The organism is Desulfobulbaceae bacterium DB1 (assembly GCA_001914235.1).
In the GTDB taxonomy this organism is placed as follows: Bacteria; Desulfobacterota; Desulfobulbia; order Desulfobulbales; family SURF-16; genus DB1.
The window spans coordinates 47,044-62,831 of sequence record MQUF01000004.1; the positions used below are offsets into that span (position 1 = coordinate 47,044).

Annotated in this window: 13 protein-coding genes; 4 read left to right on the top strand and 9 right to left on the bottom strand. The window is 54.7% G+C overall.

Translation table 11 applies throughout. From position 1 onward, the window contains the following. Window positions 1-64 precede the first annotated feature (64 nt). Together BM485_05255 and BM485_05260 are read right to left on the bottom strand one after the other, a co-directional pair. A complete protein-coding gene (locus tag BM485_05255) occupies window positions 65-1,357 on the bottom strand; it encodes a radical SAM protein (protein ID OKY76049.1) in 1,293 nt (430 codons plus the stop codon). Between the two features lie 15 nt (window positions 1,358-1,372). Further along, on the bottom strand, window positions 1,373-1,804 hold the full coding sequence (locus BM485_05260) for a hypothetical protein (GenBank protein ID OKY76050.1): 432 nt from the start codon (window positions 1,802-1,804) through the stop codon (window positions 1,373-1,375). 196 nt (window positions 1,805-2,000) lie between these two features. On the opposite strand from BM485_05260, the gene BM485_05265 reads away from it, so the two are divergent. Continuing rightward, the gene (locus tag BM485_05265; GenBank protein ID OKY76051.1) at window positions 2,001-2,603 is read left to right on the top strand and encodes a nitrite reductase; all 603 of its coding nucleotides are present in this window, start codon (window positions 2,001-2,003) and stop codon (window positions 2,601-2,603) included. Between the two features lie 145 nt (window positions 2,604-2,748). Here the strand turns inward: BM485_05265 and BM485_05270 are convergent, their stop codons facing one another. From BM485_05270 to BM485_05285, 4 genes are all read right to left on the bottom strand, one after another. Further along, window positions 2,749-6,414, bottom strand: a complete 3,666-nt coding sequence (locus BM485_05270) for a hypothetical protein (GenBank protein OKY76052.1) — start codon at window positions 6,412-6,414, stop codon at window positions 2,749-2,751. Window positions 6,415-7,191: 777 nt separating this feature from the next. Continuing rightward, window positions 7,192-8,622 carry an epimerase gene (locus BM485_05275; GenBank protein ID OKY76053.1) on the bottom strand — a complete coding sequence of 477 codons (1,431 nt, stop codon included), beginning with the start codon at window positions 8,620-8,622 and terminating at the stop codon, window positions 7,192-7,194. A 14-nt stretch (window positions 8,623-8,636) separates the two neighbouring features. Continuing rightward, the gene (locus tag BM485_05280; GenBank protein OKY76054.1) at window positions 8,637-9,593 is read right to left on the bottom strand and encodes a hypothetical protein; all 957 of its coding nucleotides are present in this window, start codon (window positions 9,591-9,593) and stop codon (window positions 8,637-8,639) included. A gap of 12 nt (window positions 9,594-9,605) precedes the next feature. Continuing rightward, window positions 9,606-10,007, bottom strand: a complete 402-nt coding sequence (locus tag BM485_05285; GenBank protein OKY76055.1) for a pyridoxamine 5'-phosphate oxidase — start codon at window positions 10,005-10,007, stop codon at window positions 9,606-9,608. A 45-nt stretch (window positions 10,008-10,052) separates the two neighbouring features. On the opposite strand from BM485_05285, the gene BM485_05290 reads away from it, so the two are divergent. Beyond that, window positions 10,053-10,964, top strand: coding sequence for a hypothetical protein (locus BM485_05290; GenBank protein ID OKY76056.1), 912 nt, complete (start codon window positions 10,053-10,055; stop codon window positions 10,962-10,964). A gap of 313 nt (window positions 10,965-11,277) precedes the next feature. Here the strand turns inward: BM485_05290 and BM485_05295 are convergent, their stop codons facing one another. Continuing rightward, window positions 11,278-11,994 carry a (4Fe-4S)-binding protein gene (locus tag BM485_05295; protein ID OKY76057.1) on the bottom strand — a complete coding sequence of 239 codons (717 nt, stop codon included), beginning with the start codon at window positions 11,992-11,994 and terminating at the stop codon, window positions 11,278-11,280. A gap of 165 nt (window positions 11,995-12,159) precedes the next feature. Next, window positions 12,160-13,764, bottom strand: coding sequence for a peptide chain release factor 3 (locus BM485_05300; GenBank protein OKY76058.1), 1,605 nt, complete (start codon window positions 13,762-13,764; stop codon window positions 12,160-12,162). A gap of 272 nt (window positions 13,765-14,036) precedes the next feature. On the opposite strand from BM485_05300, the gene BM485_05305 reads away from it, so the two are divergent. Beyond that, the gene (locus BM485_05305) at window positions 14,037-14,351 is read left to right on the top strand and encodes a hypothetical protein (protein ID OKY76059.1); all 315 of its coding nucleotides are present in this window, start codon (window positions 14,037-14,039) and stop codon (window positions 14,349-14,351) included. 309 nt (window positions 14,352-14,660) lie between these two features. Here BM485_05305 and BM485_05310 read toward each other — a convergent pair whose 3' ends face one another. Beyond that, a complete protein-coding gene (locus tag BM485_05310; GenBank protein ID OKY76060.1) occupies window positions 14,661-14,978 on the bottom strand; it encodes a cupin in 318 nt (105 codons plus the stop codon). A gap of 112 nt (window positions 14,979-15,090) precedes the next feature. On the opposite strand from BM485_05310, the gene BM485_05315 reads away from it, so the two are divergent. Continuing rightward, window positions 15,091-15,780, top strand: coding sequence for a ribonuclease HI (locus BM485_05315; GenBank protein ID OKY76061.1), 690 nt, complete (start codon window positions 15,091-15,093; stop codon window positions 15,778-15,780). The last annotated feature ends 8 nt before the right edge of the window (window positions 15,781-15,788 follow it).

A 15,788-nucleotide genomic window follows, 5' to 3' on the forward strand; every position in this document is an offset into this window, starting at 1 on the left:
GGTTTTTTTCAGATCCGCGTCACACAAAAAAACCGGGGCCATGCGAAGATGGTCCCGGTTTTTTTTATCGCAGCGGCGGATTGAAATAGCCGAAGCGCAGTTCGGGGAAACGGGTTTTCAGCTGCTGCAGCCAGGCCCGCATGCCCATCGGCTTTCCCCTGGCCGGATGCTGCACGGTGTCAAAGTACCAGTCCGGGTCCATGTTGAGGTTGCGCAATTGGATGAGGTCGGGTCGGTAGAGGTCAACGATGTCGCACAGGGCGGCGTATTCATCCGGATCATCGGTAAATCCCGGCAGGATGAAATAGTTGAGGGACACGAAGCGCCCCGCTTTTTTCATCACCAGGATCGATTCGAGCACGTTTTTAAAGGAAAAGCCCTGGGGCCGGTAATAAAGGGTGTGGCATCCCTTGCGGGCGCTGTTCATGCTGACCCGGATGGAATCAAGCCCCGCCGCCGCCAGGCGTTCCACCGCCTCCGGCAGGCTGGCGTTGCTGTTTAAATTGATTGTTCCCTTGTCCGTTTGTTTGCGGATCAGCTGGATGGCCTTTTCAATGGTCGCGTGCTGCAGCAGTGGTTCCCCTTCGCAACCCTGGCCGAAGCTGACCACCGGCCTGGGCGCGGTGTTGAGATGCGCCACCGCCACCTCGGCGATTTCCGCCGGTTTCGGCACAAAGCGGATACGTTCCTGGGTGGACGGGCAACATCCCGAGGGCTGCAGGGAGATGCAGCCGACACAGTTGGCGTTGCAGGCGGGCGAGGTGGGCAGCGGCGCCTCATAGCGGCCGAGGAAATAATTTTTTGCCGCCGGACAGCTGTAGGTAAGGCTGCATTTTCCCAGGTGTTGGATAAGGCGGTTGGCCGGGAAGGCCTTCATCTTGCCGGTTGTTTTTTTCTTGATCTGAGAGGGGTTGAAACCGGCGCTTTCCTGGCGGATGTCGTCGTCGCTGCGGAAACCGCAGACCCAGAAGCGGTCGTCAAGCCAGCCGACGGCGGTATAGGCGAAAAGGGGAAGGTGATCGACGTCCGGGGTTGCTTTTTCAAAGGCGGCGGAATAAATGGCGGTATGGGCCGGGGCCATGAAGGCAGCCACTGCCTGGATGGGGCTGCTGGAATCATAGGGGTCGACATCAAGCAGAACCGGGTCGCCGCTTTCTTTTTCAATACCGATGGGCAAGCGGTTCGGCAGGACAAACAGCTCACTGCCTTCGGGCAGGGGAATGATGTCTTCCAGTTCCGGTCTGAAAAACCAGGAGCCGCTTCGCCCCGCCATTTCCAGTTCCGGAAAATCCTGTATTTCACCGTTTGCATTGGCAAAAACCAGCGAAGGCAAACGGGTGGGATGCTGCGCATTCATGCAGAAAGGCGCTTTTTATATGTCTTCAGGGCGAATCTTGTTCAGAATCGAGTCAACCGCCTTGTAGATATCAACATCGTCGCCAAAGACATCCTCGATCTTTGAGTGATTAACCAGATCCTCGATGATGTACTGGGTCAGGTAGAGGCTGATGAAGTTCGGATTGGCCGCAAGTTGCCGCAAGGGGGCAATTTTAAACTGCAGGTCAAACTCTTCCATGTCCTGAAGGTTTTTCAGCAGGTTGGCGAATACTTCCCTGATGGCGCTGTCCGAGGTGGTTTCAATAATATGCTGATCCATCAGGCGCTGAACCAGTTTTTGTGCAAGCTCGTCGGCAAATTTGTATGCCGATGAAAGCATTATTTTGCGTTCCTGTTCCCTTTTCCGGTCAATTGCCCTCACTGCTTTGTTGCCTGCGCGGTAAGGATTGCTTGAATGATGTCCCATGGTGTTCTCCTGTCATGTCTGTTTGAGTTTTTTTATTTAACCGGTGCGGACGGAAAGGGCCAGAAATTTCTTTTTGAAAGGGAGGAAAAATTCGAGTATAGAAAAGATTTTATGACTGGAAAGGGCACAAGCGGACCATGGTGTCGGCGCAGGCCGCCGTTTTGCAAAAAACAACACGATGAAAAAGGAATGACAGATGAATATTACCGTCTTGCTGCCCGCCGGCCGTTTGCCGCTCGCCGTCATGGGCAAGGCCCATGAGCTTGCCGAGCGATACGGGCTTGGCGTTTATCTTTCGCTTACCCAGAATCTGCGATTGATCAATGTGCCGGAGGATGTGGCGGATACCGTGAAGGCCGAGCTGGCGGCGCTGGGCGCCCAGTTCAAGGGGCCGGGGAAATTCCCGCTGCCCAGGGTGTGCGTCGGTGAAACCCACTGCAACCTGGGCATTATTGATACGGAACTGCTTTCCTCGAAAATTCTCGCCCGCTTTGCGGACAAGGCGCAGACCAAGCCGAAATTCAAGATTGCCGTAGCCGCCTGCCCGCTTTGCTGTTCCGCGCCGAAAACAACCGATATCGGTATTGTCGCCAGCAGGGCCGGATTTGAACTGTATGCCGGCGGCAAAGGCGGACCGTACCCCAGGGAAGGGCGGCGCATTCTGGCCAGGGCCACGGAAGAGCAGGTGTTGGAGTTTGTGGAAAAGCTGGTCAATTTCCATGACGCCCACACCAAGAAAAAACAGCGCATGCGCAAACTGCTCGATCATCCCGAGTTTCCGTATCCGGATGCGGTGTGACCCCGGCGGCAAGAAGACCTGCCGTTGATAATATATAAACGGCAAAAAAAACGCGCAGAAACCTGCGCGTTTTTTTTACCTTCGGGAGTACTGTCTGAGGGGAGAAAACCAGAGACTTCTCCTCCCCTCTGGCGGATCAACGAAGCTACTTCAGAAATACGAGTCCTCCCCCGCCGTCGGCCACATACAGACGGCCGTTGGCAATCACGACATCCACCGCCTCGGCCGCGGTGTCATGGATCCCGGCCAGAAGCGGGTTGGCTGAGTCCGTGTAATTGATCTTGACGAGTCCTGCCTCACCAAAACCGACATACAGATACAGACCGCCGTTCTGCTGGGTGTAGTCCATTCTTACCGCCCCGCCGGAAACCGTTTCATAGCCCGGAACATACTGCAGCTTGAAACGGCCCAGGGCCACCGGCCGGTAGTCGTACACCACCGTGCCGTCCATGTTCTTCAGAAACAGCTCGGTGGGACTGACGCCTTCGGGAACAGCAGCGATCAGATCCGCCATGGCATAGCAGAGAACGCCGAAGCTGTCATAGGTGAAATAGGCCTTGTCGCCGATAACTTCCACATCAATGGCCTGACCGTCCGCCACCCCGACGTCGCCGTCTTCATACTTGATGGGCTGAAACACCTTGACCAGACGCATATTGCCAAGATCACTCACATCGACAATGCCGACGCCATAGGGCCCGGTGGCAAGCACCGCATATTTTTTGCCGGTTGCCGCGTCTGTCCACAGTTCAACGCCCGAGGAGGTGCCGAGCAGCGGATTGCCCAGATTGTAGCCGATGTTGCCGACAAAAAATCCGCTATTTTTGTTGGTCGGGTCTTTGGTGACATCATAGATGGTCAGCCCGTTGGTGCCGTCCGCCACAAAGGCGTAATTGCCCTCGAACTCCACATCATAGGCCTGATCCTGATAGTTGAAGGTGGGAACCACGCCCCAGTCGGCATTATGCTCAAAGCTGTCCGTCTGGGCAAGGGGCATGAGGATCGGCGCACCGACTAAACCGGCACCCGCCTCCACCAGATCAATGGGCACCCGCCGCATACCGTTGCCGGCACACAGCGCCCAGGTCTTGCCCCGTTCCGCATCAACCACATTACGCACGGTATGGGAGGCCGGGTAAATGCCGTCAATCGGGTATTCATCCTGCAGGGTATTCCCCACCAGATGAATATCGTCCGTCGGGTATCCCATGGCATCCGTTATCTGCCAGGCACTGACACCGTGGGGGCCGTCCGAGACGTAGAGATAATGCTCCGTGGCGTCAACTCCAGCGGCATGACCGATGGCAATGGTTTGGGTCGCTGTCCCGTCAACCGCGGCTCCGATCTCGCCGGTCGTCGGGAAATAGGCCAGGATGGAAAATCTGTCCTCCATGAGTGGTGCGGCTATATTGGGAATGTCGACAAAGACAAAACCGCCCGCGCCGGAGCACTCAAGCACGTCAACACTGCCTGCCGTGGTGAGAGCCGGGGCGTCCATCAGTTGCAGGGTGTAGCCGTGGCCATTCAGCTCGCGGGTGGCGAGCAGGGCCGGGGCCTCGTAAAAACATTTGGGCAGGGATTCATTATCCAGCGGATCCCAGGGGGACATGTCATAGCTGGTAATGTCTTCAAAGTCTGGCACATTGTTATCCGCTATGCCGTCCGTATCATTATTGTATGGATATGCCGCGCTGTGCCAGCTGCTGTCCGGTGTCGCGGCATTGTCCAGGATGACCAGTCCGGCAAAATGATCCGTCAGATACAGCTGATTGCCGTTGACCTCGACTCCGGTCACTCCGGCTTCCTTCAGCATGCCCGCCCCTTCATACGGGAGAAGACTTGCCGGCATCGATTCCGTGTCATAAGGGCCGTTAGCGGCCACAGCCGGGAAATAGCCCAAAAATGGCGCGGTGAGGAAGTTTGCGGCGGAGGCATTCTCATAACCCGTCACATCAACCGCGAGGACCCCGCCCAGCGAACAGGCGATATAAGCGATGCTCCTGCCGTTTTGCTCGGCTACATCCACATCGAGCGCCTCGTAATACCATTTGCCGCTGCGCTCCAGATCGGCCCACGGTGTCGGCTCGCCGGTGCCCGTCCCCTTCATGACCACGGTAATCTCGTAATTGACCTGTCGATAGTCCGGCATGCCGGTAAAATCATCAAGAAAAAGATCTCCCGAGACAGAATCACTGCTCGCCGTCTGGGTAATGGCCATGGCGCCGAAGAAATCTTCCGTTCTCGCCTCATCCGTGTAGAGATTATAGCGGGCTATCTGCTGCAGGCCGGCCGGGTCAAAGATGCCCAGACCCAGCACACCCATGGCGGCAAACAGCTTCTGGTTAACGAGTTTGAGTGAAATGGGGCCGCCCCAGGGCGCTTCGCCTGCATATTGGACGGTGCAGACTTCGCTGTCAATCAGCAGGGTGCCGTCAGCTTCCAGAACCCGATTGAACAGGTTGGCAAGCGAGGTCTTGTGGATGCCGAATTTGTTGTCGGCAATATACAGGTCCGTCCCATCGGAAACCACGTCGGCAATGGGCGCGGAGGTGCTTGCCATGATATTGCCGGTCAGAATGGAGCCGCCGGTTTCGGTGAAGGTGACGTTATCCATATAGTAGTTGACCGGTGTGACACTGACCACGCTCATCTGCGCCGGATCGGTGATATTGACCACGGCGATGCCTGAATTGCCGATGGCGGCCAGGGCATACATGGAGCCATTGTAGCTCACCACCTCAATGCCGAAAGTGAATTCCGGCAGAACCACCTTGTAGACGGGACCCTTGACCGCTCCCACCGGGGTGGCATTGAGCTCCGTGCCGATATTGAACAGACACCACTCCGCCCCGCCAAACTGGAATCGGGCAACGGCCGTGGTGGAGCCGCCGATCTGGGCATTGGCGCCGAGCACCGGGACCATGTCGGCCGGCTGAACGGCGACGGTGACATCCCTGGAGATATCTCCGTCAAGCACCAGACGGAAAACCAGATCAGCCTCAGCCGCAACTGCAAGCAGGCTGACATCAGCCACCGCGCTGGTTGCGGAAACGCCGGTCAGCGGCACTTTCGGTCCGGCAACCTGCGTCCAGGTGAAAGATGAAGGGGTGCCGGTGATAATTGCGGCAAGGTTGATCGATACGGTTTGCGCTTCGATAAAGGACACCGGATCGGCGGTCAGTGATGTAATGCCCACGGCAACCACCAGGACGTCAAGGGTAAAATTAACCGTTGAGGTAAGACCCACCTGGACCGTTGTCTGGGCTGATTTCGGAGTATAGCCCGTTGCCGCGGCGGTTACCGTATAGGTGCCGGCGGTCACGGAATTCATGACATAGCTGCCCGCACTGTCCGTCACGGCGCTATAGCCGCCGATGGACGTAGTTACCTGGGCGCCGGCTATGGCCGCCCCGGTCGCGCTGTCCGTGACCGTGCCGCGGATAATACCGGTTGACGCGACAATCTTCGTCAGCGAGAAATTGAGCGTTGTCGTTACACCGACTGTAATCGTGGCCGGTAAAGTTTGATTGTTATACCCTGCGGCTGCTGCGGTGACATTATAAGACCCGGCAGGCAGGCTGAGGGTGTAGGTTCCCCTGGACCCTGTCAGGACCGTAAACTGCCCGGCCGAACCCGCAGCCGTGATAAGCGCGCCGGGGATTGTCGTATTCGTGCCGCTTACCGTTACCTTTCCCTTCAGGGTTCCCGTGGTAGGCGACGGTTTCGCCGCCAAGGCGCCACCGGACCAGACAAGCATCATTATGCTGCAAAGCAGAAAGATGCCGAAATTTCCGATTCTTGTTTTTTTCATTTTCACTCCTCATTTTTTTTTGAGAAAACATCATGTTACAAATGCATCTCCTGACCTGATACGATGAATACGATTTTCAGCATTTTTAGTCATTTGTGGTCGTTTTCCCCTCCCGTGTGATTGTTTTTCCCCTCCTACAAAGTAGCGACTTCCCTATTACCACTTATTGAAGAAATCGCAATATCCTGTTAATCGTAAATCGCAAGTTTCGTTCCCCCGTTCATTCATTTCAATTCGTCATCGCAACCCACTAAATTCATGGGGGAAAATATTTTTTGCCAAATTTTTTCCTTTTGCTAACACATACCTCACCTGGCCTGGGTTGCCTGCCCGCCAGTTTCTGGTCGCCAGCTCACCAGGTTTTGGTGAGTAAGGCGTGAGATCCTGTTTTTTTGTTTGCTCAACCGCATCGACCTCATGGGCTTGCTTTTTTGAAGTCGATCAGGCGAAAATAAATTTATTTGTTTAAATTCGAATAGTTAGTGGTAAGAAACAACGAAATGCACCCACATTGTGGCAACGCATTGGCACTCCTTGTGCTTTCCGTGTTTGCGGGTGCGGTGAATTGTCGCAGCGGCAAAATGCCGCGGCAGGGAATCAATATTTTTTTTTCAAGAAGCAAAATACAGACAACATGCGAAAAACTGCTTTGAGACGCTTTCGCGAAGGAGGGAGAAACAATGAGAATTCCTGGAGGCCTGTTTCGCGCTGAAAACAATATATCGGTATCGCCGCCGCCGGCGACGGATTGAACTGTCTGCAGGCGGGCATGAACCGTTATCGCTCTTTGCCGGCCTGAAGGACAATCTGTTTGGCGAGATTGGGAAAAACCAGGGAGTGCAGGGGAAGGACACTGTACCAGTAAAGTCTTCCCCAAAGCCCTTTGGGCAGGAAATGAGCGGTCTGCACTATTTTGTCGGGCTGGATATCGAATTCAAGCCAGGCCTTGCCGGGCACCTTCATCTGGGCCAGCAGCAGGAGGCGTTTATTCTCCTTGATGTCCGCCACCTTCCAGAAATCCAGGGAATCGCCGACCCGCAGCCGGCCGCGTTCCCTCCTGCCCCGGTTCAGTCCATAGCCGCCCATCAGTTTGTCGATCAGCCCCCGCAACTGCCAAAGAAAATGATAGCGGAACCAGCCGTGTTCGCCGCCAAGGGAACAGGCGGCGGCAAACACCTTTTCCGGGGACGCGCCTTTCAGGGGGTATTCCCTGCAGTCGCGCAGGATGGCGGAAGATATGTCGTCCTGATTCTTGATATCGCAGGCCGCGCCTGCACTGCTGTCGCACCAGCGGCTGATGACCTGGTTTTCCTCCATCTCGCGCAGGGCCGTGCGAACCGCTTCATTGTAAGGCATGGGCCGGATTTCCGGGAAAAAACGGGCGGCATGGTCGTTTAACACCACGGTTTCCGATTTCAGCCCTTCCACCAGGGCGGCGGCAAGTTTGTAGGGGACGGGGGTGAAGAGGATGAGCCAGTAGGAGGAGAGCCTGGGGCTTAAAACCGGCACCGGGATCATGCCGCGGGAAAGCCCCATGACCTTTGCCGCGGTCAGCATCATCTCCCGGAAGCTCATGGGGTTTGCGCCGATGTCGACCGTGATGTTGCCGCTGACCTCCCTTTCCGCCGCCGCGGCCAGGTAGGAAAGAACATCGTCCACCGCAATGGGCTGGGTCATGGTGGTGACCCATTGGGGGGTGATCATGAGGGGCAGCTTCTGCACCAGATTGCGGATGATTTCAAAACTGGCGCTGCCGGAACCGATAATCACCCCGGCCCGGAACCAGATGGTCTGGATTTTTTCAGGTCCGGCGCCGAGAATTTCTCCGGTTTCAATGCGGCTCAACAGATGGGAGCTTGCCGTCTCTTTCACGCCCAGGCCGCCAAGATAAATGATGCGCCGGACTCCTGCCCGGATGGCCGCATCGCGGAAGTTTTCCGCGCTGGTGCGGTCAAGGGATTGGTAATCACTGCCCGAACCCATGGAGTGGATGAGGTAGTAGGCGACATCGATGCCGCGCAGGGCCTCGTCCAGGGCCGCTTCATGAAAGGTGTCTCCCTCAATGATCTCGACCTGGTCGCGGACCGCGGCGCTGACCTTGTTTTTGTTGCGTACCAGCAGGCGGAGCCGGTAATCCGTTGTGGCCAGCAGCCGCGCTTTCAGTCGTCTGCCGATATATCCGGTGGCCCCGGTGATCAGAATTTTCATGGGTTCAAGCGGCCTCAGGCATGGTTGCGCAGTTTCAGTTCCAGGGGATGCGGGTTCAGGTAATGCTGGCGAGCCAGGTAGTCTGATTTATACTTGCGCACGTAGTGGTTGATCAGGGTCACGGGGACGATGAGCGGCACCAGTGTTTTGTGGTAGCGGTCAATGATTTCCCCGAGTTCCTGTTTTTCATCGCTGCTCAGCTCTTTTTTGAAGTAACCCGCCATGTGCTGCAGGACATTGACGTGCTTTTTGATCGTCGGCTTGAGACGCATGGCCTCCAGGAGTTGTTGTTCGTAAATTCGGAAAAGCTCATGGACCGGATGTTTTTTGCCCTCGGCCACCAGCCTTCCCATTGTCTGGTAATGTTTGACGCTGTGGGCCATGATCTGCAGCTTGTGGTCGCTGTGGAAGCTCACCAGGCCGCCAAGGGTTTTGCCCTCGGCCTGCACCTCCCGCAAGCGGCGGCAGACAAAAATGGTCTCGATAAAGTTTTCCCGCAGGCCGATGTCGTTCAGGCGGCCGTCGTCCTCCACCGGCAACAGGGGGAAATGGTCCATGAAGGCGCGGGCGAATATGCCGACCCCATTGTGATGCACCGAGGCGCCCTCGCCGTAAACCCGCACCCGTTCCATGCCGCTGGAAGGGGACTTGCTTTTGAAAATAAAGCCGAGCAGCCCTTGCTGTTCAAGCTCCGCTATTTTCTTGACGGCCCAGGATTGCATCCTGTCGGTGTGATCGATGCCGGTTTTCGAGGTCACCAGGCGCGGGGTGGCCGGGTCACCCACCAGACGCATGGTTTCCCGGGGAATGCCCAGACCGCATTCCACCTCGGGACAGACCGGCACAAATTCCATGAATTGTCCAAGGGTGTCGGTGAGCAACCTGTCGTGTTGATGGCCGCCGTTGTAACGCACCTGGTGGCCGAGCAGACAGGCGCTGATGCCGATCTTGATCGGTTGAGCCGTTGTCATGAAATAATTTCATCATTCAAGGGGTATTTCCGTGCCGCCGATCAGCTGAAGCACCTTGTTCACCTTGAACCACACCAGAAATTTTTCTCCCCGGGCCTTGTCCTCCTCGGCGGTCAAACTGCGCCTTGTCATGGATTCTATCAAGGCATGGTCGGTGCTCTCTTCAAGTTTGATCAGGAAAAGACGCACGCCGCTGTAACCGTGTCCCTCTTCCAGGAAAAGATAGTTTGCATGCGCATTTTCCTGCAGGTTCTTGTGAGTCAGATGGTCGCGCATGATAAAGGCGACCCTGTCATTCCCCTGGACATGCGGGCGCGAGTAAATGGCCGTGTCGACCATGCCGTTTGCCGCACTGGTGGCCATGACGCCGGTTCCTTTTTTTCTGAAAAATATTTTTCGAGATTCATGTTCCATTCCTCTTTTTTATTGCCGCACCGGGCTGCCGCAGCTTTTTTGTAAATGTTCAAGGCAGGACTTGTCCGTGGCAGCTTTATTCCCGAGAAGTCAGTTCGCCATTGGCGGGAATTGGGTCGGAGCAGGAAGAAATACAGTCAAAGTCTCGGAGACCACAAAAGACGTGTTCATAAGGTTTTCGAGACGGCCAATATCAAGATCGACAGTGTTGTATCAGATCTTTTTGGAGTAACGGGTCGGAATCTGATAGAGCTTCTCTGTGCCGCGGAATCACCAATCGGCCTTGAGCAAATAGAACAATGCACCAAGGGCAGTTTGAAGTCGAAAGTAAAAGAGTTGTATCGAAGCATACAGGGCTTTTTTGAAGATCACCATCGTTTCTTGCTGATGAGTTTGATGAGGATGATCACAATCATCGAGACGGAAATAGCCATCATCACAGAACGGATGCAGGCAATGATGTCCAGCCATGATGACATAATCAGCCGTCTTGATGTTGTTCCGGGGATAAATGAAGTTTCTGCTCAATATGTCCTCGGTGAACTTGGACCAACCCTGCAAGAGTTTTCCTCCTCAGGGGCACTGGCGTCCTGGTCAGGATTATGCCCGGGGAACAATGAAAGTGCAGGCAAAAGGCGTAGCGGGAAGTCGCCTGTTCGCAAGCATGTTTTCAAGACTGTCATGGTGGAGATAGCCTGGGCGGCGGTAAAAACAAAAGGGACGTATTACCGAGACAAATATTACCGGATTCGAGCCCGATTAGGTCCACGAAAAGCCATTGTGGCAATAGCCCATCGGATACTGAAGGCCATTTACGCAATTATCAAGAATGGTGAGGAATATAAAGAGCTTGGAGAGGATTATCTTTCCAGGAAGAATGCCGAGAACAAGATAACCATATTGAAAAGAAAGGCAAAAGAATTGGGTTATGAACTGGTGCCCATTGCGGCATCATAAGGGTAATAAGACCTGCGAAGAAATAAATTACGTCAGCAGAGGTCGATTGTTAACTGAAGCCATTGAGCGCGGCACTAACATGACCGACAGCCATCTGTACAACGAATTGTCAGTCCGTATTACGGAACTACGAATATAAAAATTATCTGCCAGAGGCTGATTCTGACACAATTAAAAAAAAAGGACTTTGTTGTCCCCCAAACTGAGAGTTTCATATAAAAAAGATACTGTCAGCGTGCATTTTTCCGGAGAAAAAATCAACTGGAAAAATGAATGGTGAGGTGGGTGAATTGGGCGTCGCCGTCAGACGGATTTACCCTTGTTTTTGCACAAGCTGTCGTGGTTTTATGCCGAGATTGACCAGCACCGAGCACCCCTCCTGCGGGGTTTTCTGAAACGACAGGGCGTTTTTCGGGCAGTTCACCACGCAGTTGCCGCAGCGCATGCATTCGCTGCTCCGCACGAATCCCTGGGATTTGAAGGAGCCCGGATTTGTTTCAATCGGGCAGCTTTTGCGGCAGATGCCGCATTCCCGGCAGGATGACTCCACCTGTAAAAGATAGTTGCACGGAGCGATGAGCCCCTGAAACGTTGCCATCGGACAGATGTTGCACCATGATCGTGGTTTCCAGACAAGCCCGATAAAGACGGCAAGCCCGGTGGACAGGGTCCACATCATGACAAAGGCGGCGCCGATTTTTTCCGGGTCTCCCTCGGCGGCAATGAGCCGGAAGGCGAGGAGGCCCATCATCAGGGTAAAAAGCAGCCACCTGAACCATCCGGCCTTGAAAACCGGCAGAATGGGCTTTTTCAGGCTGATCAGGGTCAGAATTCTTTCGTGAAAAGCGCCCATGGCGCAGATCCAGCCGCAATAAAACCTGCCTCGGAAGAGGGTCAGGACAAACATAACGAGCAGCATGGCGATCGGCACGTAGCCGAGATAGGGCTGGAAGTATCCTCCAATGATAACCAGGGGAACCAGGGGAGCCATGATCCATTGCAGGGTTTTGCGGGATTGTTTTTCTTTCATGCGATTCTTCAGTTTTGGTTTGTTGTTTCGAGATGTTTTTATAATTTAATTAATTACTGAAATAATGCAAGAAAAAAATGGCGGAGGTCTGCACGGGCTGATTTTTCCGGGGCGGTTGTGTTTCATGATGATCCTTGCCGGGCGGGAAAGAGGCCGGCAAGGATATCAGGTGTGTTCACGGGTTTTGTGGAAGGTGATATCGGGGAACTGCTCCATGGTGCGGGAAAGAGACCATTCGCTGGAGGCGAGGAAGGCGAGATGTCCTTCCGCGTCAAGTGCCAGGTTCGCCTGTTTTTTCTGTCTGAACTCGTCAAGTTTTTTGCGGTTGTCGCAGCTCACCCAGCGGGCGGTGGCGTAATTAATGCCTTCGTAGATCGCCTCGACTGCGTATTCCGCTTTCAGGCGGGCCATGGTGACATCAAACTGCAGAACTCCGACCGCGCCGAGGATGTAGTCGCTTCCCATCAAGGGACGGAAGAGCTGCACCGCGCCTTCTTCGGCCAGCTGCACCAGACCCTTGTTGAGCTGTTTCATCTTGAGGGGGTTTTTCAGCAGCACCCGGCGGAAATGTTCCGGGGCGAAATTGGGAATGCCGGTGTATTTGAGGGGCTCTTTGTCGGTGAAGGTGTCGCCGATCTTGATGGTGCCGTGATTATGGATGCCGATGATGTCGCCCGGGTAGGCTTCCTCGACATTGGAACGGTCCTGGGCCATGAAAATGGTGGCATTGGCCAGGGACACATCCTTGCCCAGTCGATGATGGTGCACCTTCATGCCCCGGGTGAATTTGCCGGAGCAGATGCGGAAAAAGGCGATGCGGTCCCGATGGGCCGGATTCATGTTGGCCTGGATTTTAAAGGTGAAACCGGAAAAGGTCTCTTCTTCCGGAAAGACCGTGCGGGTCAGGGTTTCCCTGGGTCCGGGGGCCGGGGCCAGTTCGACAAAGGCGTCCAGCAATTCCTTGACGCCGAAGTTGTTGATGGCGCTGCCGAAAAAGACCGGGGTCTGGCTTGCCTTCAGGTATTCATCGAGTTCAAAGGGGTTGGCCGCCCCCATGAGCAGTTCGATGTCCTCACGCAGCTTATCCGCCTGCCGACCCAGCAGTTCATCGAGTTTCGGGTCGTTGATGTCCTTGACCACCACCGTATCCTGGGGGCGCGTGTCCTGGCTGGGGGTGAAAAGCTGCAGTTCGTCCCGGTACATGTTGTAGACGCCCTTGAAACTTTTGCCCATGCCGATGGGCCAGGACAGGGGGACGCACTCGATCTGCAGTTTGTCTTCGATTTCCGCCATGATGTCGAGCGGATTGAGCCCCTCGCGGTCCAGCTTGTTGATGAAGGTGATGACCGGCGTGTTGCGCATGCGGCAGACCTCCATCAGTTTTTTGGTCTGGGCCTCAACTCCCTTGGCGTTGTCGATCACCATGAGCGCGCTGTCCACCGCGGTCAAAACCCGGTAGGTGTCTTCGGAAAAATCCTGATGGCCCGGCGTGTCAAGCAGGTTGATTTCATAATCGCGGTAATTGAATTTCATCACTGAGGAGGTGACGGAAATACCGCGTTCCTGCTCGATGGCCATCCAGTCGCTGACCGCGTGGTTGGCGGTTTTCCGCGATTTAACCGCCCCTGCCATCTGAATGGCGCCGCCGAAGAGCAGCAGCTTTTCGGTGAGAGTGGTCTTGCCCGCATCCGGGTGGCTGATGATGCCGAAGGTGCGGCGCCGTTGAATTTCTTTTAACAGTTTACTGCTCACAAAGTACCCTTTTGTCATGCCGATGGTTCATAAAATGAAAAACGGGCCGGTTGAGGGGCCCGTTCAAAACAACGTTATCCTATACCAGAAGCATGGTGTTTTGTCCAGCCTTTCACGAGGGAAAAGGCGGATTGACGCGGACAAAAACAGCGCGCCCCAGCGGGCGTTGTGCCGCAGGGGGAGGGGAAATTCGCCTGAAAAACGATGTTGCTATTTCCGCGGGGAGTCGGTAGTAGAGACAAATGTGAGATTTGTTTCCCCCTTATTAACGTTATTTCGGAGAAAAATTCATGTCTGAATTTACCAATGTGTCGGTGGTTAAAAAAGCAAATGTTTATTTCGGCGGCAAGGTCACCAGCCGTACCGTCATTTTCCCGGATGGCTCCAAAAAGACCCTTGGCGTCATGCTGCCCGGCGACTACGAGTTCAATACGGCGGACAAGGAGATCATGGAGATTCTGGCCGGTGATCTTGATGTGCTGCTGCCCGGCGACTCCACGTGGAAAACCGTCAAGGGCGGCGAGGCGTTCGAGGTTCCCGCCAATGCAAAGTTCAGCCTCAAGGTGCGGGAGCTGGCCGACTACTGCTGCTCTTTCATCAAATAATAAAAAGTGCCTCAAGTACTTCAAGTGCCTCAAGTACTTAAAATGGCTAAAGTACTTGAAGTGGCGGTGCTTTCTGATCAGATAACACCTTTAACTTGAGGCACTTGAGGCACTTTACACTTTAGGTACGTGAAGGATTTGAAGTACTTCAGGCACTAAAACCGGTAACAGGCCGGAATCCGAAGTGGTGACATAACTTGTTGAAATTACGTCACGACATCGGGAGTTCAGAAATTATTTCTCTGTGATCTCCGTGTGCTCCGTGGTGAAAAAAGGATTTTGCCAACCCATCGTCGCAGTCGGCAATGGTCAAATCGGCGGAGCGATGGTCACCAGGAGGCGCATGTCGGTGACGGCCCGGGCGCCGTGGGGCTCGCTGATGTCGCAGATGAGGATGTCGCCCGCTTTGGCGGGCAGGGCCGCATTGTTTTCGCCCAGAAATTCTCCGCTTCCTTCGATGACCTGAATGGAGAGCTGTCCTTCGACATGATGGGAATGGACCGGAAAGGTCTGGCCCGCCTTGATGTTGAAGTTGATGATTTTAAAAAAAGGGGAATCGTGCACCAGGAATTTTTGGATGCCTCCCTCGGCAAAGATTCGGGACTGATCCAGGGCGAATGTTTTCATATTTCCTCCTGCTGGTGAAGATGTTTGATTGGTTTCGTGTCTCCATGATACATTACAGCATAGTGATATTCATTGACTTAGGTCAAATAAACAGAAGAGGTTGTGGAAATTTATGGCGGCAAAGAAGTTTTATGCGGTGGTCGCGGGTTACGAACCGGGCATCTACGATAACTGGCCCGCGGCCCAGGCCCAGGTAAAAGGCTTTGCCGGGGCGATCTATAAGGGCTTTGCCACCAGGGCGGAAGCGGAAGCCTGGCAGGGAAAGCCTGAATATGGCGATAAAAAAGAAAAAAACAGCGGCAAAAAAGAAAGTCCCATACCGACAGAAGCAGTGGACGGTGAAATCGTCATTTATACCGACGGCGGCAGTATCAACAACCCGGGCCCCGGCGGCTACGGCGTCGTCATGATCCGGGACGGCATGCGTCGGGAGTTCAGCGGCGGTTTCCGGCTGACCACCAATAATCGCATGGAGCTGATGGGCTGCATTGTCGCCCTGCGGCAACTGAAAGAGCGGCACAAAAAGGTGACGCTTTATTCGGATTCAAGTTATGTGGTCAACGGCATCGCCAAGGGGTGGGCGAAAAACTGGCGGAAAAAAGGCTGGATCAAATCGGACGGCAAGCCGGCCGTCAACCCTGATCTGTGGGCGGAACTGCTTGAGTTGATTGAGGGGCTTGATATTACCTTCAACTGGGTGCGGGGACACGCCGGCAACCCGGAAAACGAGCGCTGCGACGAGCTGGCGGTGGCCTCGGCGCGGCAGAAAGGATTGCCCGAGGATAAGGGGTACCGGGGCTGAAAGAAAAA

Bases quoted from the DNA above. Each gene is read 5' to 3' on its own strand.
- BM485_05255 (OKY76049.1), bottom strand. From the start codon at position 1,357: ATGAATGCGCAGCATCCCACCCGTTTGCCTTCGCTGGTTTTTGCCAAT.
- BM485_05260 (OKY76050.1), bottom strand. From the start codon at position 1,804: ATGGGACATCATTCAAGCAATCCTTACCGCGCAGGCAACAAAGCAGTG.
- BM485_05265 (OKY76051.1), top strand. From the start codon at position 2,001: ATGAATATTACCGTCTTGCTGCCCGCCGGCCGTTTGCCGCTCGCCGTC.
- BM485_05270 (OKY76052.1), bottom strand. From the start codon at position 6,414: ATGAAAAAAACAAGAATCGGAAATTTCGGCATCTTTCTGCTTTGCAGC.
- BM485_05275 (OKY76053.1), bottom strand. From the start codon at position 8,622: ATGAAAATTCTGATCACCGGGGCCACCGGATATATCGGCAGACGACTG.
- BM485_05280 (OKY76054.1), bottom strand. From the start codon at position 9,593: ATGACAACGGCTCAACCGATCAAGATCGGCATCAGCGCCTGTCTGCTC.
- BM485_05285 (OKY76055.1), bottom strand. From the start codon at position 10,007: ATGGAACATGAATCTCGAAAAATATTTTTCAGAAAAAAAGGAACCGGC.
- BM485_05290 (OKY76056.1), top strand. From the start codon at position 10,053: ATGTTCAAGGCAGGACTTGTCCGTGGCAGCTTTATTCCCGAGAAGTCA.
- BM485_05295 (OKY76057.1), bottom strand. From the start codon at position 11,994: ATGAAAGAAAAACAATCCCGCAAAACCCTGCAATGGATCATGGCTCCC.
- BM485_05300 (OKY76058.1), bottom strand. From the start codon at position 13,764: ATGACAAAAGGGTACTTTGTGAGCAGTAAACTGTTAAAAGAAATTCAA.
- BM485_05305 (OKY76059.1), top strand. From the start codon at position 14,037: ATGTCTGAATTTACCAATGTGTCGGTGGTTAAAAAAGCAAATGTTTAT.
- BM485_05310 (OKY76060.1), bottom strand. From the start codon at position 14,978: ATGAAAACATTCGCCCTGGATCAGTCCCGAATCTTTGCCGAGGGAGGC.
- BM485_05315 (OKY76061.1), top strand. From the start codon at position 15,091: ATGGCGGCAAAGAAGTTTTATGCGGTGGTCGCGGGTTACGAACCGGGC.